The 15,135-nt window shown below is 69.9% G+C and carries 11 protein-coding genes; 7 read left to right on the top strand and 4 right to left on the bottom strand.

The annotated features are described in order from the left end of the window. Positions 1-7: 7 nt before the first annotated feature. Positions 8-1,291, bottom strand: coding sequence for an NYN domain-containing protein (locus tag AB0I66_RS14755; RefSeq protein WP_363208207.1), 1,284 nt, complete (start codon positions 1,289-1,291; stop codon positions 8-10). Positions 1,292-1,539: 248 nt separating this feature from the next. Here AB0I66_RS14755 and AB0I66_RS14760 point away from each other — a divergent pair, with 248 nt between their 5' ends. Further along, the gene (locus AB0I66_RS14760; RefSeq protein ID WP_363208208.1) at positions 1,540-1,725 is read left to right on the top strand and encodes a hypothetical protein; all 186 of its coding nucleotides are present in this window, start codon (positions 1,540-1,542) and stop codon (positions 1,723-1,725) included. An 84-nt stretch (positions 1,726-1,809) separates the two neighbouring features. Here the strand turns inward: AB0I66_RS14760 and dnaE are convergent, their stop codons facing one another. Continuing rightward, on the bottom strand, positions 1,810-5,346 hold the full coding sequence (gene dnaE, locus AB0I66_RS14765) for a DNA polymerase III subunit alpha (RefSeq protein ID WP_363208209.1): 3,537 nt from the start codon (positions 5,344-5,346) through the stop codon (positions 1,810-1,812). A gap of 190 nt (positions 5,347-5,536) precedes the next feature. Here dnaE and AB0I66_RS14770 point away from each other — a divergent pair, with 190 nt between their 5' ends. From AB0I66_RS14770 to AB0I66_RS14790, 5 genes are all read left to right on the top strand, one after another. Then, entirely contained in the window at positions 5,537-6,865 is a 1,329-nt protein-coding gene (locus AB0I66_RS14770; RefSeq protein ID WP_363208210.1) for a DUF2252 domain-containing protein, read from the top strand. Positions 6,866-6,944: 79 nt separating this feature from the next. Continuing rightward, positions 6,945-7,631 carry a hypothetical protein gene (locus AB0I66_RS14775; protein WP_363208211.1) on the top strand — a complete coding sequence of 229 codons (687 nt, stop codon included), beginning with the start codon at positions 6,945-6,947 and terminating at the stop codon, positions 7,629-7,631. Positions 7,632-7,675: 44 nt separating this feature from the next. Further along, positions 7,676-8,494, top strand: coding sequence for a thioredoxin domain-containing protein (locus tag AB0I66_RS14780; protein WP_363208212.1), 819 nt, complete (start codon positions 7,676-7,678; stop codon positions 8,492-8,494). Between the two features lie 103 nt (positions 8,495-8,597). Continuing rightward, a complete protein-coding gene (locus AB0I66_RS14785; RefSeq protein ID WP_363208213.1) occupies positions 8,598-10,277 on the top strand; it encodes an alkaline phosphatase D family protein in 1,680 nt (559 codons plus the stop codon). A gap of 46 nt (positions 10,278-10,323) precedes the next feature. Next, positions 10,324-11,778: a protein kinase gene (locus tag AB0I66_RS14790; RefSeq protein WP_363208214.1), complete on the top strand. Its 1,455-nt coding sequence runs from the start codon at positions 10,324-10,326 to the stop codon at positions 11,776-11,778. Between the two features lie 19 nt (positions 11,779-11,797). Here AB0I66_RS14790 and AB0I66_RS14795 read toward each other — a convergent pair whose 3' ends face one another. Next, positions 11,798-12,367, bottom strand: a complete 570-nt coding sequence (locus AB0I66_RS14795; RefSeq protein ID WP_363208215.1) for a dienelactone hydrolase family protein — start codon at positions 12,365-12,367, stop codon at positions 11,798-11,800. Positions 12,368-12,397: 30 nt separating this feature from the next. Here AB0I66_RS14795 and AB0I66_RS14800 point away from each other — a divergent pair, with 30 nt between their 5' ends. Then, a complete protein-coding gene (locus AB0I66_RS14800; RefSeq protein WP_363208216.1) occupies positions 12,398-13,489 on the top strand; it encodes a mechanosensitive ion channel domain-containing protein in 1,092 nt (363 codons plus the stop codon). 14 nt (positions 13,490-13,503) lie between these two features. Here the strand turns inward: AB0I66_RS14800 and AB0I66_RS14805 are convergent, their stop codons facing one another. Continuing rightward, positions 13,504-15,093: a Na+/H+ antiporter gene (locus tag AB0I66_RS14805; protein ID WP_363208217.1), complete on the bottom strand. Its 1,590-nt coding sequence runs from the start codon at positions 15,091-15,093 to the stop codon at positions 13,504-13,506. Between the last annotated feature and the right edge of the window lie 42 nt (positions 15,094-15,135).

Consider the following 15,135-nt stretch of genomic DNA (forward strand, 5'->3'; position numbering starts at 1 on the left):
TGTTCGGTCACTCGCCGGAGCGGTCGCCCACCGGTGCGTGCTCCACCGCCGTGTGCACGTCGATCTCGCGCCAGAAGCCGGCCCGGATCGCGTACCGGTCGTGTTCGTCGATCTGGTCGTCCTTGTGGGCGAGCAGGCCGAAGCGGGCCGCGTACCGCAGGAGCTCGCCGTCGACGCGGTGCGGGATGCGCGGGTACATCGTCGAGAGCTTCTGCAGGTTGTGCTGTTCCGGCAGGCGGGCCATCCAGCGGCGCGCGAACACCTGCCCGACCTCGAAGGGGTCACCGCCGACGGTGGTGATGTCCTCCTCGCGGTCCGCCCAGCGCTGCTCGGCCGTCGTCAGCTGGGCGAGCGTCGGCAGGGCCGCGGCCTCCGGGCTCTCCGCGGCTCCGCCGGGGCGCTCGACCCAGCCCTTGTCGGAGGACCAGCGCAGCGTGGCGTTGGTGGGGTGCGGGGCGGCTGCCTGGGTGCCGGGGCCGCGCAGGGCGGCCAGGTCCTTGGGGGTGGGCACGCCCTTGCCCGGCGGGATGTGGTGGGCGCCGCCGCTGTCGCCGTTGGCCCCGGCTTCGGCGTGCTGCTCGTGTGAGGGGTGCTCGCCGTGCTGGGCGTGCCGGGCGACTCCTGCGGCCTCCTCGGCGGCGCGCTGGGCGCCGGCCGCGAGGGCGGACTCCGGCAGGGGCGCGGAGAGGATGGCGGCGATCTCGGGGCGCGGAATGGGGGAGGGCGCGCAGACGCCGGTGAGCTCCTTGGGGCGTACGGCCTTGGTGATCCAGGCCCGGTCCAGGACGCGCCGCTCGTCGGCCTCGGCCACCAGGTCCTCGGACTGGTTGTAGTCCCCGTCGGCGGCCTGGACGGCCCACAGGTGGACGGCGACGCCGTGCTCCTTGGCGGCCATCATGCCGGGCAGCAGATCCCCGTCGCCGGTGACGAGCACGATGTCCGAGCAGGCGCGGTTGCGGGCCAGCTCCGTCAGCTCGGCGTGCATGGCGGCGTCGACGCCCTTCTGGGCCCACCGTCCGTCGCTGCGGGTCAGGGCGCCGAGCCGGACCGTCACACGGGGCATGACGCGCAGTCTGCGGTGCTCGGGCTGCGGCACGCGGTCGGGGGCTCCGTCGAACCAGTAGATCCGGAGCAGGGGGCGCTCGGTGTCGGATTCGGCGCGCTCGCGGATGCCCTGGATGAGGGCGGTGTGATCGACGGTGATCCGGGACCGGGAGGGCTCGCCCGCGAGGAGACTCGCGGCGGCGCCCAGCAGATACCCGGCGTCCACCAGGACGATGCAGCGGTCCACGCGATCCACCCTCTTTCCCTGGAGCTTTCCCTGGAGATTCCCTGGAAGTAATGGTTCGGGTTTCCTTCGAGTCTGCCCGACCCGGCGGAGGTTAACGGCCGGAACTCGATCTTCGGCGTGGCGTATCTCGACTTCACTCTCCGACAGGGCTTATTACGCACGGTAATTCTCTGAAATGCGCAGCTTGTCGCCGTATGTGAATCTGGTCGCATCCTGGCCCCCAGATCCCCCTCAGGAGGAAGATCACCATGGCCAAGAACAAGAACCGCAAGCAGGGTGGCGACCAGAACCGCGCCTCGGCCGCCGAGCAGGCCCAGGAGCAGGCCAAGTCGTCCTCGGAGCAGGCCGAGTCGCGCATGAAGGACGCCGTGCAGTCGCAGGGCAGCCCGGCCGAGGTCGCGCGCAAGCATCAGCGCCGCTTCGGCCACAACTGACGCCTGACCGACGCCCACACGGGCGGATAAGCGTGAAGGGGCGCACCCGGAATTCCGGGTGCGCCCCTTCACATGAATCTGGCCTTACCCGGCCAGGCAGGACGGGCCGAGCAGCACCTTCAGGTCACCGAAAAGGGCGGGATCCGGTTGGACCCGGTGCCGGTCGAGCCGCAGCACCGTCGTCTTCTGGGCCCCCTGGAGCTTGATCCGCACCTCGCTGTTGCCGCGGTGGTGGCTGAGGATCTCGCCGAGGCGGCTGACCATCGGCGGGGTCACCTTCACCGTCGGAATGGTGATCAGGACGGGCGCGTTGGTGCCCGCGTTCGACAGGTCGGGCACCTGCATCTCCATCGCGACCAGGCGCGGCACGTCCTCGCGCTTGTCGAGGCGGCCCTTGACGAACACCACGGCGTCCTCGACGAGTTGGGTCGACACCAGCTGATAGGTCGCCGGGAAGAACATGCACTCGATGGAGCCCGCGAGGTCCTCGACGGTCGCGATCGCCCACGCGTTGCCCTGCTTGGTCATCTTGCGCTGGAGGCCGGAGATGATGCCGCCGATGGTGACGATCGAGCCGTCCGAGTAGTCACCGCCGGTGAGCTGTCCGATGCCCGCGTCGGCCTTGTCGGACAGGACGTGCTCCAGGCCGAAGAGGGGGTGGTCGGAGACGTACAGACCGAGCATCTCCCGTTCCTGGGCGAGGAGATACGTCTTCTCCCACTCGTCGGTGGAGAACTCCACGTCGAGCCCGAAGCCCGGCTCGCCGCCGGTCTCCTCGCCCCCTCCGAAGAGGTCGAACTGCCCTTCCGCCTCCTTGCGCTTGACCTGCACCACGTTGTCGATCATGGGCTCGTACTGCGCGGTGAGGCCCTTGCGGGTGTGCCCCATGGTGTCGAAGGCGCCCGCCTTGATCAGGGACTCCGTGGTGCGCTTGTTGCAGGCGGCGGCCTCGACCTTGTCGAGGTAGTCGGGGAAGGAGGCGAACTTCCCCTTGGCCTTGCGCGAGCGGACGATCGACTCGACCACGTTCGTGCCGACGTTCCGGACGGCCTCCAGGCCGAAGAGGATCACGTCGTCGCCCTGGGCGGCGAAGTTGTGCACGGACTCGTTCACGTTGGGCGGCAGGACCTTGATGCCCATGCGCCGGCACTCGTTCAGGTAGATGGCCGACTTGTCCTTGTCGTCCTTCACCGAGGTGAGCAGCGCCGCCATGTACTCGGCGGGGTAGTTCGCCTTGAGGTAGGCGGTCCAGTACGTGACGAGGCCGTACGCGGAGGAGTGCGCCTTGTTGAACGCGTATCCGGCGAAGGGGACCAGGACGTCCCACAGGGCCTGGATCGCGGCGTCCGAGTAGCCGTTCTTCTTCGCGCCCTCCTGGAACAGGACGAAGTTCTTCGCCAGCTCGTCGGGCTTCTTCTTGCCCATCACACGGCGCAGGATGTCGGCTTCGCCGAGGGAGTAGCCGGCGATGATCTGCGCGGCCTTCTGCACCTGCTCCTGGTACACGATGAGGCCGTAGGTCAGACCGAGCGTCTCCTTCAGGGGCTCTTCGAGCTCCGGGTGGATCGGCGTGATCTCCTGGCGGCCGTTCTTGCGCTCCGCGTAGTTGATGTGCGAGTTCATGCCCATCGGGCCCGGCCGGTACAGGGCCGAGACGGCGGAAATGTCCTCGAAGTTGTCGGGCTGCATCTGGCGGAGCAGCGAGCGCATCGGGCCGCCGTCGAACTGGAAGACGCCGAGCGTGTCACCGCGGCAGAGCAGTTCGAAGGTCTTGGGGTCGTCGAGCGGGAGCGAGAGCATCTCCAGGTCGATGCCCTTGTCGTTGCGCACCATCTTGACGGCGTCGTCCATGATGGTGAGGTTGCGCAGGCCCAGGAAGTCCATCTTGAGCAGGCCGAGCGACTCGCACTGGGGGTAGTCCCACTGCGTGATCGTCACGCCGTCCGTGTGCCGCACCCAGATCGGCGCATGGTCCACGATCGGCTCGCTGGACATGATGACGCCGGCCGCGTGCACGCCCATCTGCCGGACCAGGCCCTCCACACCCTTGGCGGTGTCGATGACCTTCTTCACGTCCGGTTCGTTCTCGTACATCCCCCGGATCTCGCCCGCCTCGCTGTAGCGCGGGTGCTTGGGGTCGGTGATGCCGGAGAGGTCGATGCCCTTGCCGAGGACGTCGGCGGGCATCGCCTTGGTGAGGCGGTCTCCCATCGCGTACGGATATCCGAGCACGCGCGCGGAGTCCTTGATGGCGTTCTTCGCCTTGATCTTTCCGTACGTGCCGATCATGGCGACCTTGTCGGCGCCGTACTTCTCGGTCACGTACCGGATCACCTCGACGCGCCTGCGCTCGTCGAAGTCGATGTCGACATCGGGCATGGAGACGCGCTCGGGGTTGAGGAACCGCTCGAAGATCAGGCCGTGCGTGATGGGGTCGAGGTCGGTGATGCCCATGGCGTACGCGACGATCGAGCCGGCCGCGGAGCCACGGCCGGGGCCCACCGCGATGCCGTTGTTCTTGGCCCACATGATGAAGTCGGCGACCACCAGGAAGTACCCCGGGAACCCCATCTGGATGATGATGTCCATCTCGTACTCGGCCTGCTGCTGCCGGTCCTCGGGGACACCGCCCGGGTAGCGGCGGTTCATGCCGACCCGGACCTCCTCCTGGAACCAGGTGACCTCGGTGAAGCCCTCCGGGATGTCGAACTTCGGCATGAGGTCGCGCTTCTCGAACATGCCGGTGGTGTCGATCTGCTCGGCCACCAGGAGCGTGTTGCGGCAGCCCTCCTGCCAGGCGTCCGAGGAGTCGATGGCGTACATCTCGTCCGTGGACTTCAGGTAGTAACCGGTGCCGTCGAAGCGGAAGCGGTCCGGGTCCGAGAGGTTCTTGCCGGTCTGGATGCAGAGCAGGGCGTCGTGCGCGACGGACTCGTGCGCGTACGTGTAGTGCGAGTCGTTCGTCACCAGGGGCGGGATGCCCAGCTTCTTGCCGACCCGCAGGAGGTCGTCGCGGACCCGGCGCTCGATGTCAATGCCGTGGTCCATCAGCTCCAGGAAGTACCGGTCCTTGCCGAAGATGTCCTGGTACTCGGCGGCGGCCTTGACGGCCTCGTCGAACTGGCCGAGGCGCAGCCGGGTCTGGAGCTCGCCGGAGGGGCAGCCGGTGGAGGCGATCAGGCCCTCCGACCACTGGGAGATGGTCTCCTTGTCCATGCGCGGCCACTTCTGCAGCCAGCCCTCGGCGTACGCGTCCGACGACAGCCGGAAGAGGTTGTGCAGCCCGGTGTTGTTCGCCGCCCAGATCGTCTTGTGGGTGTAACCACCCGAACCGGACACGTCGTCACGCTTCTGGTGCGGCTGGCCCCACTTGATCTTCCGCTTGTTGCGGCGGGACTCGGGCGCCACATACGCCTCGATGCCGATGATCGGCGTCACGCCCGCCTTCTGCGCCGAGTGGAAGAAGTCGTACGCCCCGTGGAGGTTGCCGTGGTCGGACATGGCGACATGCGTCATGCCCATCTCATTACAGGCGTCGAACATGTCCTTGAGCCGCGCGGCACCGTCCAGCAGCGAGTACTGGGTGTGGACGTGGAGGTGCGTAAAGGGCGGCTTGGTCACGGCGGAAGGCCTCCGGAGAACGAATGGTGACAGGCTGCGGGCAGTCTGGGGGGACAGCGTGGAAGTCTAATCCGGAGCTCTGACAAGCGGCGGGCACTCGGGGGTACCGTCGTGCGTTGGACAGGTCGGAACACCTGTCCAAAATGTCATGCACCACCTGGCACCACCCGTTACCTGGAGGCACCCCGCGATGTCGGAACCGCAGCCCACCGCTGAGCAGCGCGGCGAGCAGATCCTCTCCGTCTTCGACACCGCGTTCGGCGAGCTGCTTGCCGCGGACCCCGCCGCGTTCCGGGTGAAGTTCCGGAAGATGGCCGGCTCCGCCTTCGCGTTCTACCGCGGCACGGCCTGCCTCTTCTACGGGGACCTGGAGCGCGAGCAGCACGGCGGTCCCTACCTGGACGAGCGCACGGGGCGGGTGTGGATCCACGGCGACCTGCACGCGGAGAACTTCGGCACGTACATGGACGCCCAGGGCCGCCTGATCTTCAACGTGAACGACTTCGACGAGGCGTACGTCGGCCCCTTCACCTGGGACCTGAAGCGCTTCGCCGCCTCCGTGGCCCTGATCGGGTACACGAAGGCGCTCAGCGACGAGCAGATCACCGACCTGGTCCGGATCTACGCGGCGGCGTACCGCGAGCGGATCCACGACCTGGCGACCGGCGCCAAGAGCGACGAGGTGCCGCCCTTCACGCTGGACACCGCCCAGGGCCCGCTCCTGGACGCGCTGCGCGACGCGCGTTCGCTGACCCGCTTCGGTCTCCTGGACTCCATGACGGAGATCCGCGACTTCGAGCGCCGCTTCGCGCCGGGCGGCGGCTCCATCGAGCTCGACGCGGCCACGCGGTACAAGGTGCTCGCCGCCTTCGACGGCTATCTGGAGACACTGCCCGAGTCATCGCTCACCCGCCCCGACTCGTACCGCGTCAAGGACGTCGTCGGCCGGCGCGGCATCGGCATCGGCTCCGCGGGCCTGCCCTCGTACAACATCCTCCTGGAGGGCAACAGCGACGCGTTGGAGAACGACGTCGTGATCTACCTCAAGCAGGCGCAGACCCCGGCCGTCTCGCGGCACATCACCGACGGCGCGGCCCGCGACTACTTCCGGCACGAGGGCCACCGCACGGTCATCTCGCAGCGCGCGCTGCAGGCGCACGCCGACCCGTGGCTGGGCTGGACCGAGCTGGACGGCGCCGGACAGCTGGTCGCCGAGGTCTCTCCGTACGCGGTGGACCTGGACTGGTCGGACATCGACGACTGGGAGGAGATCGCCGCGGTCATCGCCGACCTGGGCCGCGCCACCGCCACGATGCACTCCGCCGCGGACGACGAGAGCGGCCACTCGGACCTGGTGCCGTTCTCCACGGAGCGCGCGATCGACGCCGCCATCGCGGCGGACGAGGAGGGCTTCGGCGACCTGCTCGTGGACTTCGCGCACGAGTACGGCGCGCGGGCCCGCAGGGACCACCAGATCTTCGTCGACCTGTTCCGCAACGGCCGGATCCCGGGTCTGTAGGCACGAAGACGACGCCGTGCGACTCATAGGCACCCTTTAGGGCTGCCTTACGGGAGCACATGGCACACTCAGCTGCGCGATGGACATATCCGGGACCCAGCTCAGAGCCGTGCGTGCGGCGCTCTTCACGGCGCTCGTCGTGACGCTCTCCGCCGCGTCGCACGTGCTGCTGTCCCGCGCCCCGCTGCCGCTGACCACCGTCGCGGTGATCTCCGGCGCGGTCTTCGTCATCGCGTACGCGCTGGCGGGCCGCGAGCGTGGCTACGGCCGCATCGCCGCCCTGCTCATCCCCCTCGAGCTGGCTGCCGACACGGTGTTCACCGCGGGGCAGCACGTCTGTTACGGCCAGGCGGGCGGCCCCGTCGCGGGCCCGCTGCGCTCCGTCGGCTTCGACGTGCTGTGCGGCGGCGCCGGCGTCGGCACCCCGCTGGCCCAGATGACCGGCGGCGACGGGCACCGGGCCACCGTGCTGCTCGCCGACGCCGAGCCGAGTGCCGCCTGGCTGCTGCTCGGCGCGCACATCGCGGTCGGCCTGCTCGCGGCCGCCTGGCTGCGGCGCGGGGAACGCGCCCTGGCGCAGGTACTGCGCGCGGTGACCGCCTCCACCTTCCGGCCGCTGCTCGTCGCGGTCGCCGCGGCGGGCATCCGCCCGCGGCCCGTCCTGCGGGCCCCGCGTCCCGTGCGCCGGGTGCGTACCGCGCGTACGCGGCTTCTCGTGCACTTCGTGGGACGGCGTGGACCGCCGTGCTCGGCCGTCTTCGCCTGAGCACCACCGTCCCCACGCACGTCACCCCTACGGAGAACAACATCATGAGCAAGCGCAACAGCCAGGCGGCCAAGTCGGCGGCCCGCGAGCGGATCCGCGCCCAGCAGGAAGCCGAGCGCAAGCGGCAGAAGCGGAAGCGGTCGATGGTCGTCGGTGTCTCCGTCGTCGCGGTCCTGGCGATCGCGGGCGGCGTCGGCTACGCCGTCATGCAGGCCAACAAGCCCGACCACTGGGAAGCCGCCAAGGACGAGAAGCTGGTCAAGCCGACCAACTCCACGGGCACGGACGGCACGACCGTCGTCCTCGGCAAGGACAGCGCCAAGAAGACCCTCAAGGTCTACGAGGACCCGCGCTGCCCGGTCTGCGCCAGCTTCGAGCAGACCGTGGGCCCGACGGTCGAGAAGGACCTGAAGGACGGCAAGTACAAGATCCAGTTCATCGGCGCCTCGTTCCTCGACCGCAACCTCACGGGTGAGGGCTCCAAGAACGCGCTCAGCGCGATGGGTGCCGCCCTGAACGTGAGCGACCAGGCCTTCCTGGACTACAAGAAGGCGCTGTTCTCCAAGGAGAACCACCCCTCCGAGACGGAGGACAAGTTCAAGGACGACGCCTACCTGACCAAGATCGCGAATCAGGTCCCGGAGCTCAAGAAGAGCAAGACCTTCGCGAAGGACGTCAAGGACGGCACGTACGACCGCTGGGCCCTGGAGATGTCGAAGAAGTTCGACGACAACAAGGACGGCGTCGACGGCACCCCCTCCTTCGTCATGGACGGCAAGAAGCTGACCGGCTCCGACAAGAAGAACGCGCCCTCGACGGTCGAGGAGTACAAGACGGCCATCGACGCGGCGCTCAAGGCCTGAGCGGACAGCGGGCCGCTCGCTGAGCGGCGCACGGCGAAAGAGCGGGCGAACGTTTCCTTGTTCGCCCGCTCTTGGCGATTACTGATCAGTAAGGTAATCGCTCGTGACCAGTCGAAACAGCGCACACAGACCGCTCAACTCCCCTGCCCCGAGCCGCCGTACGGTCGTCAAGGCCGCTGCCGCCACCGCGGCCCTCGCGCCGCTCGCCGCCGCTCCCCTCGCCCACGCCGCCGCGGGACCCGCGTTCCACCACGGCGTCGCGTCGGGGGACCCGCTGCCCGACGGTGTCCTGCTGTGGACCCGCCTGACGCCGACGCCCGAGGCCACGCCGGGCTCCGGCAAGGGCCCCGACACCGAAGTGCGCTGGGAGATCGCCAAGGACAAGGGCTTCGCCCAGGTCGTCGGCCACGGCAGCACGACCGCGCGGGCCACGGCCGACCACACGGTCAAGGCCGACGTAAGGGGCTTGAGCCCTTGCACCACCTATTACTTCCGCTTCTCCGTGGGCGGCTCCGGGTCCGACGGAACCCCGGTACACTCCCCCGTGGGCCGCACCCGCACCACTCCCGCGCACGAATCGGCCGCCCCTGGTGTCCGGTTCGGGGTGGTCTCCTGCGCCAACTGGGAGGCGGGCTACTTCTCCGCGTACCGCCATCTCGCGGCCCGCACCGAGCTCGACGCGGTGCTGCACATCGGCGACTACATCTACGAGTACCAGAGCGGCGAATACCCGGCCGCCGAGTACGGGGTGCGGCAGCACGAGCCGCGGCACGAGATCGTCAGCCTCGCCGACTACCGCACCCGGCACGGCGCCCACAAGACGGACCCGGACGCGCAGGCGATGCACGCCACGCACCCCCTGATCGCGATATGGGACGACCACGAGTTCGCCGACAACACCTGGTCGGGCGGCGCGGTGAACCACTCCCCCGAGTCCGAGGGCGGCTGGGCACAGCGCATGGCGGCCGCCAAGCAGGCGTACTTCGAGTGGATGCCCGTACGCCCTTCCACCGAAGGCACCGTCTACCGCCGCCTGCGCTTCGGCAAGCTGGCCGATCTGCACCTGCTCGACCTGCGCTCCTTCCGCTCCGAGCAGGCGGGGTTCGGCAGCGGTGACGTGGACGACCCCGACCGTACGATCACGGGTCGCGCCCAGCTGGACTGGCTGAAGGCGGGCCTGGCCTCGTCAGACGCCTCCTGGAAGCTGGTCGGCACCTCGGTGATGATCTCGCCGGTGGCCTTCGGCTCCGTGCCCGCCCATCTCCTGGAGCCCATCGCGGAGTTGCTCGGGCTGCCCAAGGAAGGTCTCGCCGTCAACGGCGACCAGTGGGACGGCTACACCGACGACCGCAAGGAGCTCATCTCCCACCTGGTCGACCAGGCGATCCGGAACACGGTCTTCCTCACCGGCGACATCCACATGGCGTGGGCGAACGACGTGCCGGTCAGGGCCGCCACGTACCCCGGATCGCCCTCCGCGGCCACGGAGTTCGTGGTCACGTCCGTGACCTCCGACAACGTGGACGACATGCTGCACGTCGCCCCGCACACCCTCTCGCTGGTCGCCGTCGGCGCGGTGAAGGCGGCCAACCGCCATGTGAAGTGGCTGGACATGGACTCGCACGGCTACGGCGTACTCGACGTCACCGCCGAGCGCTCGCAGATGGACTACTACGTCCTCTCCGACCGCAAGGACCCTGACGCGACCTCCAAGTGGGCCCGTTCGTACCGCACCCTCAGCGGCACCCAGCGGGTCGAGCGGGCGTACGCGCCGGTGCGCTGACCGGGTCACGTGCGTCGCTGCCGAAGCCGCCCCTTACTCTGACGGCATGAGTGACCCGGGGGACGTGGTGGACGGTCGTTTCGAGCTCATCGAGCGGCTCGGCAGCGGAGGCATGGGCACGGTGTGGCGGGCGCGCGACACCGTGCTGCACCGAGAGGTGGCCGTCAAGGAAGTGCGCCCCGCGCTGCACGAGCTGACGGACGAACAGTCGCGCGTCCTGCGGGAGCGGGTGCTGCGCGAGGCCAGGGCGCTGGCCCGCCTCAACCACCCCCATGTGGTGACGATCCACCACATCGTGGACACGGGCCCGCACCCCTGGCTCGTGATGGAGCTGTTGCCGGGGCGCACGCTCCAAGACCTCCTGGAGCAGGGCACCTTGCCGCCCCGGGAGGCGGCCCGCATCGGCCGCCAGCTGCTCTCGGCGCTGCGCGTCGCCCACGCGGCGGGCATCCTGCACCGGGACGTGAAGCCCGCGAACATCCTGCTGCGGGAGGAGGCCCCCGGCACCGGCGTCTCCGTGGTCCTCACCGACTTCGGCATCGCCTCCCTCCAGGGCTCCACGCAGCTCACCGCGACCGGCGACCTGATCGGCTCGCCGGAGTACATCGCGCCCGAGCGCATCCGCGGCACGGACCGGGGTCCGGCCGGCGACCTCTGGTCACTCGGCGTCGTCCTCTACGTCGCCGTGGAGGGCGTCAGCCCGCTGCGCCGCGCCACGACCCTCGCCACGCTCGCCGCCGTGCTCGACGAACCGGTGCCGCCGCCCGTGCGCTCGGAGGCGCTCACCCCGGTCCTGACCGCCCTGCTGGTGCGGGACCCGGCGCTGCGCCCGGACGCGGAGCACCTCGACGCGCTGCTCGCCGACGTGGCGAACGGCGTCACCCGGCAGCCGACGCCGGCCGCGCCCCGGTCGGCGACCCTGGTGGGGCAGCCGCCCGCCAAGACCCGCAGACGTACGCCCACGCTCGTCGCGGCGGTCTCGGTGGCGCTCGCCCTGGTGGCCGGCGCCGCCCTGGTGCTGGCGCTGCAGGACGGGACGAAGACGGACAGGGCGCAGGGCAAGGGCGGTGCGCGCGCCTCCGCGGAGGCTTCGCCCGAAGCGTCGCCGAAGACGCCGAAGCCCGGCAAGACGCCCGGGCACCCGGAGTCCTCTCCCGGCGTCCCGCCCGCGTCGGGCAGCTGGATCGCCCAGCTCTTCTCCGAGCCCGTCGGCTCCAGTACGGAGGACCGCGACCGCCGGCTGGCGGCCGTGCGCGAGGACGTGCCGGAGGCGCGCTACCTGCGCAGCGACGACTACGCGTCGCTGCGGCCGGGCTACTGGGTGATCTACGCCCCCGGGCCCTTCGCGGACGGCCGGGCCGCGCTGCGGTTCTGCGCCGAGCGCGGCAGGACCACCGACAAGGACTGCGCGGGGCGCTACCTCAGCTCCAGCGACGCCGACTTCGGCATCATGTGCAAGCCGCCCGCCGACGCCCCCGTGGGACGCTGCACGCGCGCGTGAAGGGCCAGGAGGCACCCTGCTAGAGCGTCTCCAGGAAGCCGATCGCCGTCCGCCACGTCGCCTCCGCCGCCTCGGCGTCGTAGTCGTCCAGGTCGGGGTCGGTGAAGATGTGGCCCGCTCCCGCGTAGCGGTAGACCTCGACGTCGGCGCCCGTGCGGCCCATCTGGAGGTACCACGCGCTCAGCCAGTCGTCCGTCTCGAACGGGTCGGGCTCGGCGACGTGCAACTGCACCGGCAGCTCGTCCACCGTCGTGTTCTCGGCGATGTCGGACGTGCCGTGCAGGAGCAGCAGTCCGCGCGCCTTGTCGTCGCCGAGGGCCAGGGTCTGCGCGGTGGCGGCGCCGAACGAGAACCCGGCGTAGACGAGACCCCGCTCGGAGTAGGGCGCGGCGGCCAGGATCGCCCTCTTCAGGAGCTCGTCCTTGCCGAGCTCGTCCTTGAAGGCCATGCCCTGCTCGACGGTGTCGAAGGTGCGCCCGTCGAACAGATCGGGCGTCCACACCTCGTGGCCTTCCGCGCGCAGCCGGTCGGCCGCCGCGTGCACCGCGGGCCGCAGCCCGTACGTCGAGTGGAAAAGCATGATGTTCATGAGGCCATCGTGCCACCTACCCTCGGGGGCATGGAGAACGTACTGCGTCCGTTGATCGTGGTCGGCGGCTCGGTCGTGCTCACGCTGGCCGTGGTTTGGCTGGCCGACGTACTGCTGCGCCGGGCCGATGACCGCCACCCCGACAACCCACTGTGGGGTCTGCTGCGCCGCTGCCGACTGCCACTGCAACTGTCCCTGTGTGCTGCCCTGTTGCGCGGCTCATTCGAACAAGCGGAGATCGGAAAGGACCATTCCGCGGGGATCGCGCAGACCCTGACCCTGGTGCTCATCGGGTCGGTGGCCTGGCTCCTCGTCCGTATCGCGACCGCCATCGTGGAGGCCACCTACGCCCAGTACGCCAACGCGCACCGCGATCCCGCCCGCGTCCGGCGGGTGCGCACGCAGGTCACCCTCATCCAGCGGGTGGTCAGCGCGATCGTCGGCGTCGTGGCCGTCGGTGCGATGCTTCTCACTTTCCCCGCCATGCAGGCTGCCGGGACGTCGCTGCTCGCGTCGGCCGGTGTCCTCGGCATCGTCGCGGGCGTCGCCGCCCAGTCCACGCTGTCGAATCTCTTCGCGGGGCTGCAGATCGCCTTCGGCGACATGGTGCGGATCGGCGACACGGTCGTCGTGGACGGCGAGTGGGGCACGATCGACGAGATCACCCTGACCTTCCTGGCCGTACGGACCTGGGACGAGCGCCGGATCACGATGCCGGTGTCCTACTTCGTGTCGAAGCCCTTCGAGAACTGGTCGCGCGGCGGCTCCCAGATGACCGGCACGGTCTTCTTCCAGCTGGACCACACCGCGCCCATCACCGAGATGCGCGAGAAGCTGCAGGACATCCTGCGCGAGTGCGCCGCCTGGGACGGCAGGGACTGGGGCCTCGCGGTCACGGACACGACGCCGAACACGATCCAGGTGCGCGCCCTGGTCACCGCCAAGGACGCGGACGACATCTGGACGGTGCGGGTCACCGTGCGCGAGCACCTGGTCCGCTGGCTGACCGAACACCACGCGTACGCGCTGCCCAAGGTCAGCACGGCCTGGGCCGAACTGCCGCCGGAGGACGACGGTCCGCATGCGCCGCCGCCGATAGTGCCCCGCACGGGCCGGGGCTGAGCCCCGGGCCGCCCTCAGGACCGCAGGCTGCGTACGTCGAGCTGGTGCAGGACCCGGTCGACGATCTCCGGATCGGCGCCGGGTTCGCTGCGTGCGGCGAGGATCTCGTGGCGTGCGGCCGACATCATGTCGCGCTGGATGCGCTGGACCGCCTTGAGACGGTCGGCCCGCTTGGAGTACCGCTCGCGCCGCTCGTCGTCGACGATGTCGGGGCTGATCCTGGCCCCGATGTCGAAGGCGCCGCGCAGCAGCCGCTCCGAGAGGTCCTCCGGCAGCTCCTCGACCTCCTCGATCTCCTTCAGGCGGCGCTTGGCCGCCTTGGCGGCCCGGATGGCGAGGTCCCGCTCGGCGGCGCGCTCGGCGTCCGTGTCCGCGCGCACCCCGAGCTTCTTCACCAGCCAGGGCAGGGTGAGCCCCTGCACGACGAGCGTGGCCATGATCACGCAGAAGGCGGTGAAGATGATCTCGTCGCGGGCCGGGAAGGGGTCGCCGTTCTCCGTCTTGAGCGGAATGGCCAGGGCGAGGGCGACGGACGCCACGCCGCGCATCCCGGACCACCACATGACGACGGTCTCGCGCCAGGTCGTGGGGATTTCCTCGTCGTAGTCCCGCAGCTTGTGCAGCCGCTTGGCCAGCCAGGTCGCGGGCAGCAGCCACAGCAGCCGTACACCGATGACGACGGCGACGATCGCCGCGCCCCAGCCGATCATCTGCAGCTCACGGCCGTTCGCCGTGCCGAAGACGTTGTGCAGTTCGAGCCCGATGAGCCCGAAGGCGACGCCGGTGACCAAGGTGTCGACGATCTGCCAGAACGTCTGCCCGGTGATCCGGCCGAGCACGTCGTCCGCGTCGGCGCCGTGCTCCGCCAGATAGAGCGCGGTGGTCAGCACGGCGAGCACGCCGGAGCCGAGGAGCTCCTCGGCGAGCACGTAGCTCACGAAGGGCACGAGCAGCGTCAGGCCGGTCTGCAGGGTGGCCTCGCCGAGCACCCCCATGAGCTTGTTGGTCAGCCAGCCGAGCGCGACGCCCACGGCGACGGCGACCACTCCGGAGAGCACCAGCTGCCCCACCGCCGACGGCCAGGAGAACGTCCCGCTGATCGCCGCCGCGATCGCCACGTGGTAGAGCACGATCGCCGTGACGTCGTTGAAGAGACCCTCCCCCTCCAGGATCGACACGAGCCGCCGCGGCAGGCCGAGCGACCCGGCGACGGCGGTCGCGGCGACCGGGTCGGGCGGCGCCACGAGCGCGCCGAGCGCCACCGCCGCGGCGATGGGGAGGCCGGGGACCACCGAGTTGGCGATGGCGGCGACCGCGGCTGTCGTCACGAAGACCAGGGCCACGGCGAGCAGGAAGATGGGGCGTCTGTTGGCCGCGAACTGCCGCCAGGAGGTGCGCTGGACGGCCGCGTACAGGAGGGGCGGGAGGACCAGCGGCAGGATGTAGTCGGGCGGGATCTCGACGTTCGGGACCCAGCTGACGAAGGCGAGCGCGATCCCGGCCAGCGTCATGAGGACGGGCGCGGGCAGCCCGAGCCGCTCCCCCAACGGCACCGTCACGACGGCACCGAGCAACAGAATGAGCAGCAGCGCCAGTTGGTCCACGGTGCGCCCTCCGGCGGTTCGAGACGGTTGAAGGCAGCTCGC

Source organism: Streptomyces sp. NPDC050439 (assembly GCF_040655335.1).
Classification (GTDB): domain Bacteria; phylum Actinomycetota; class Actinomycetes; order Streptomycetales; family Streptomycetaceae; genus Streptomyces.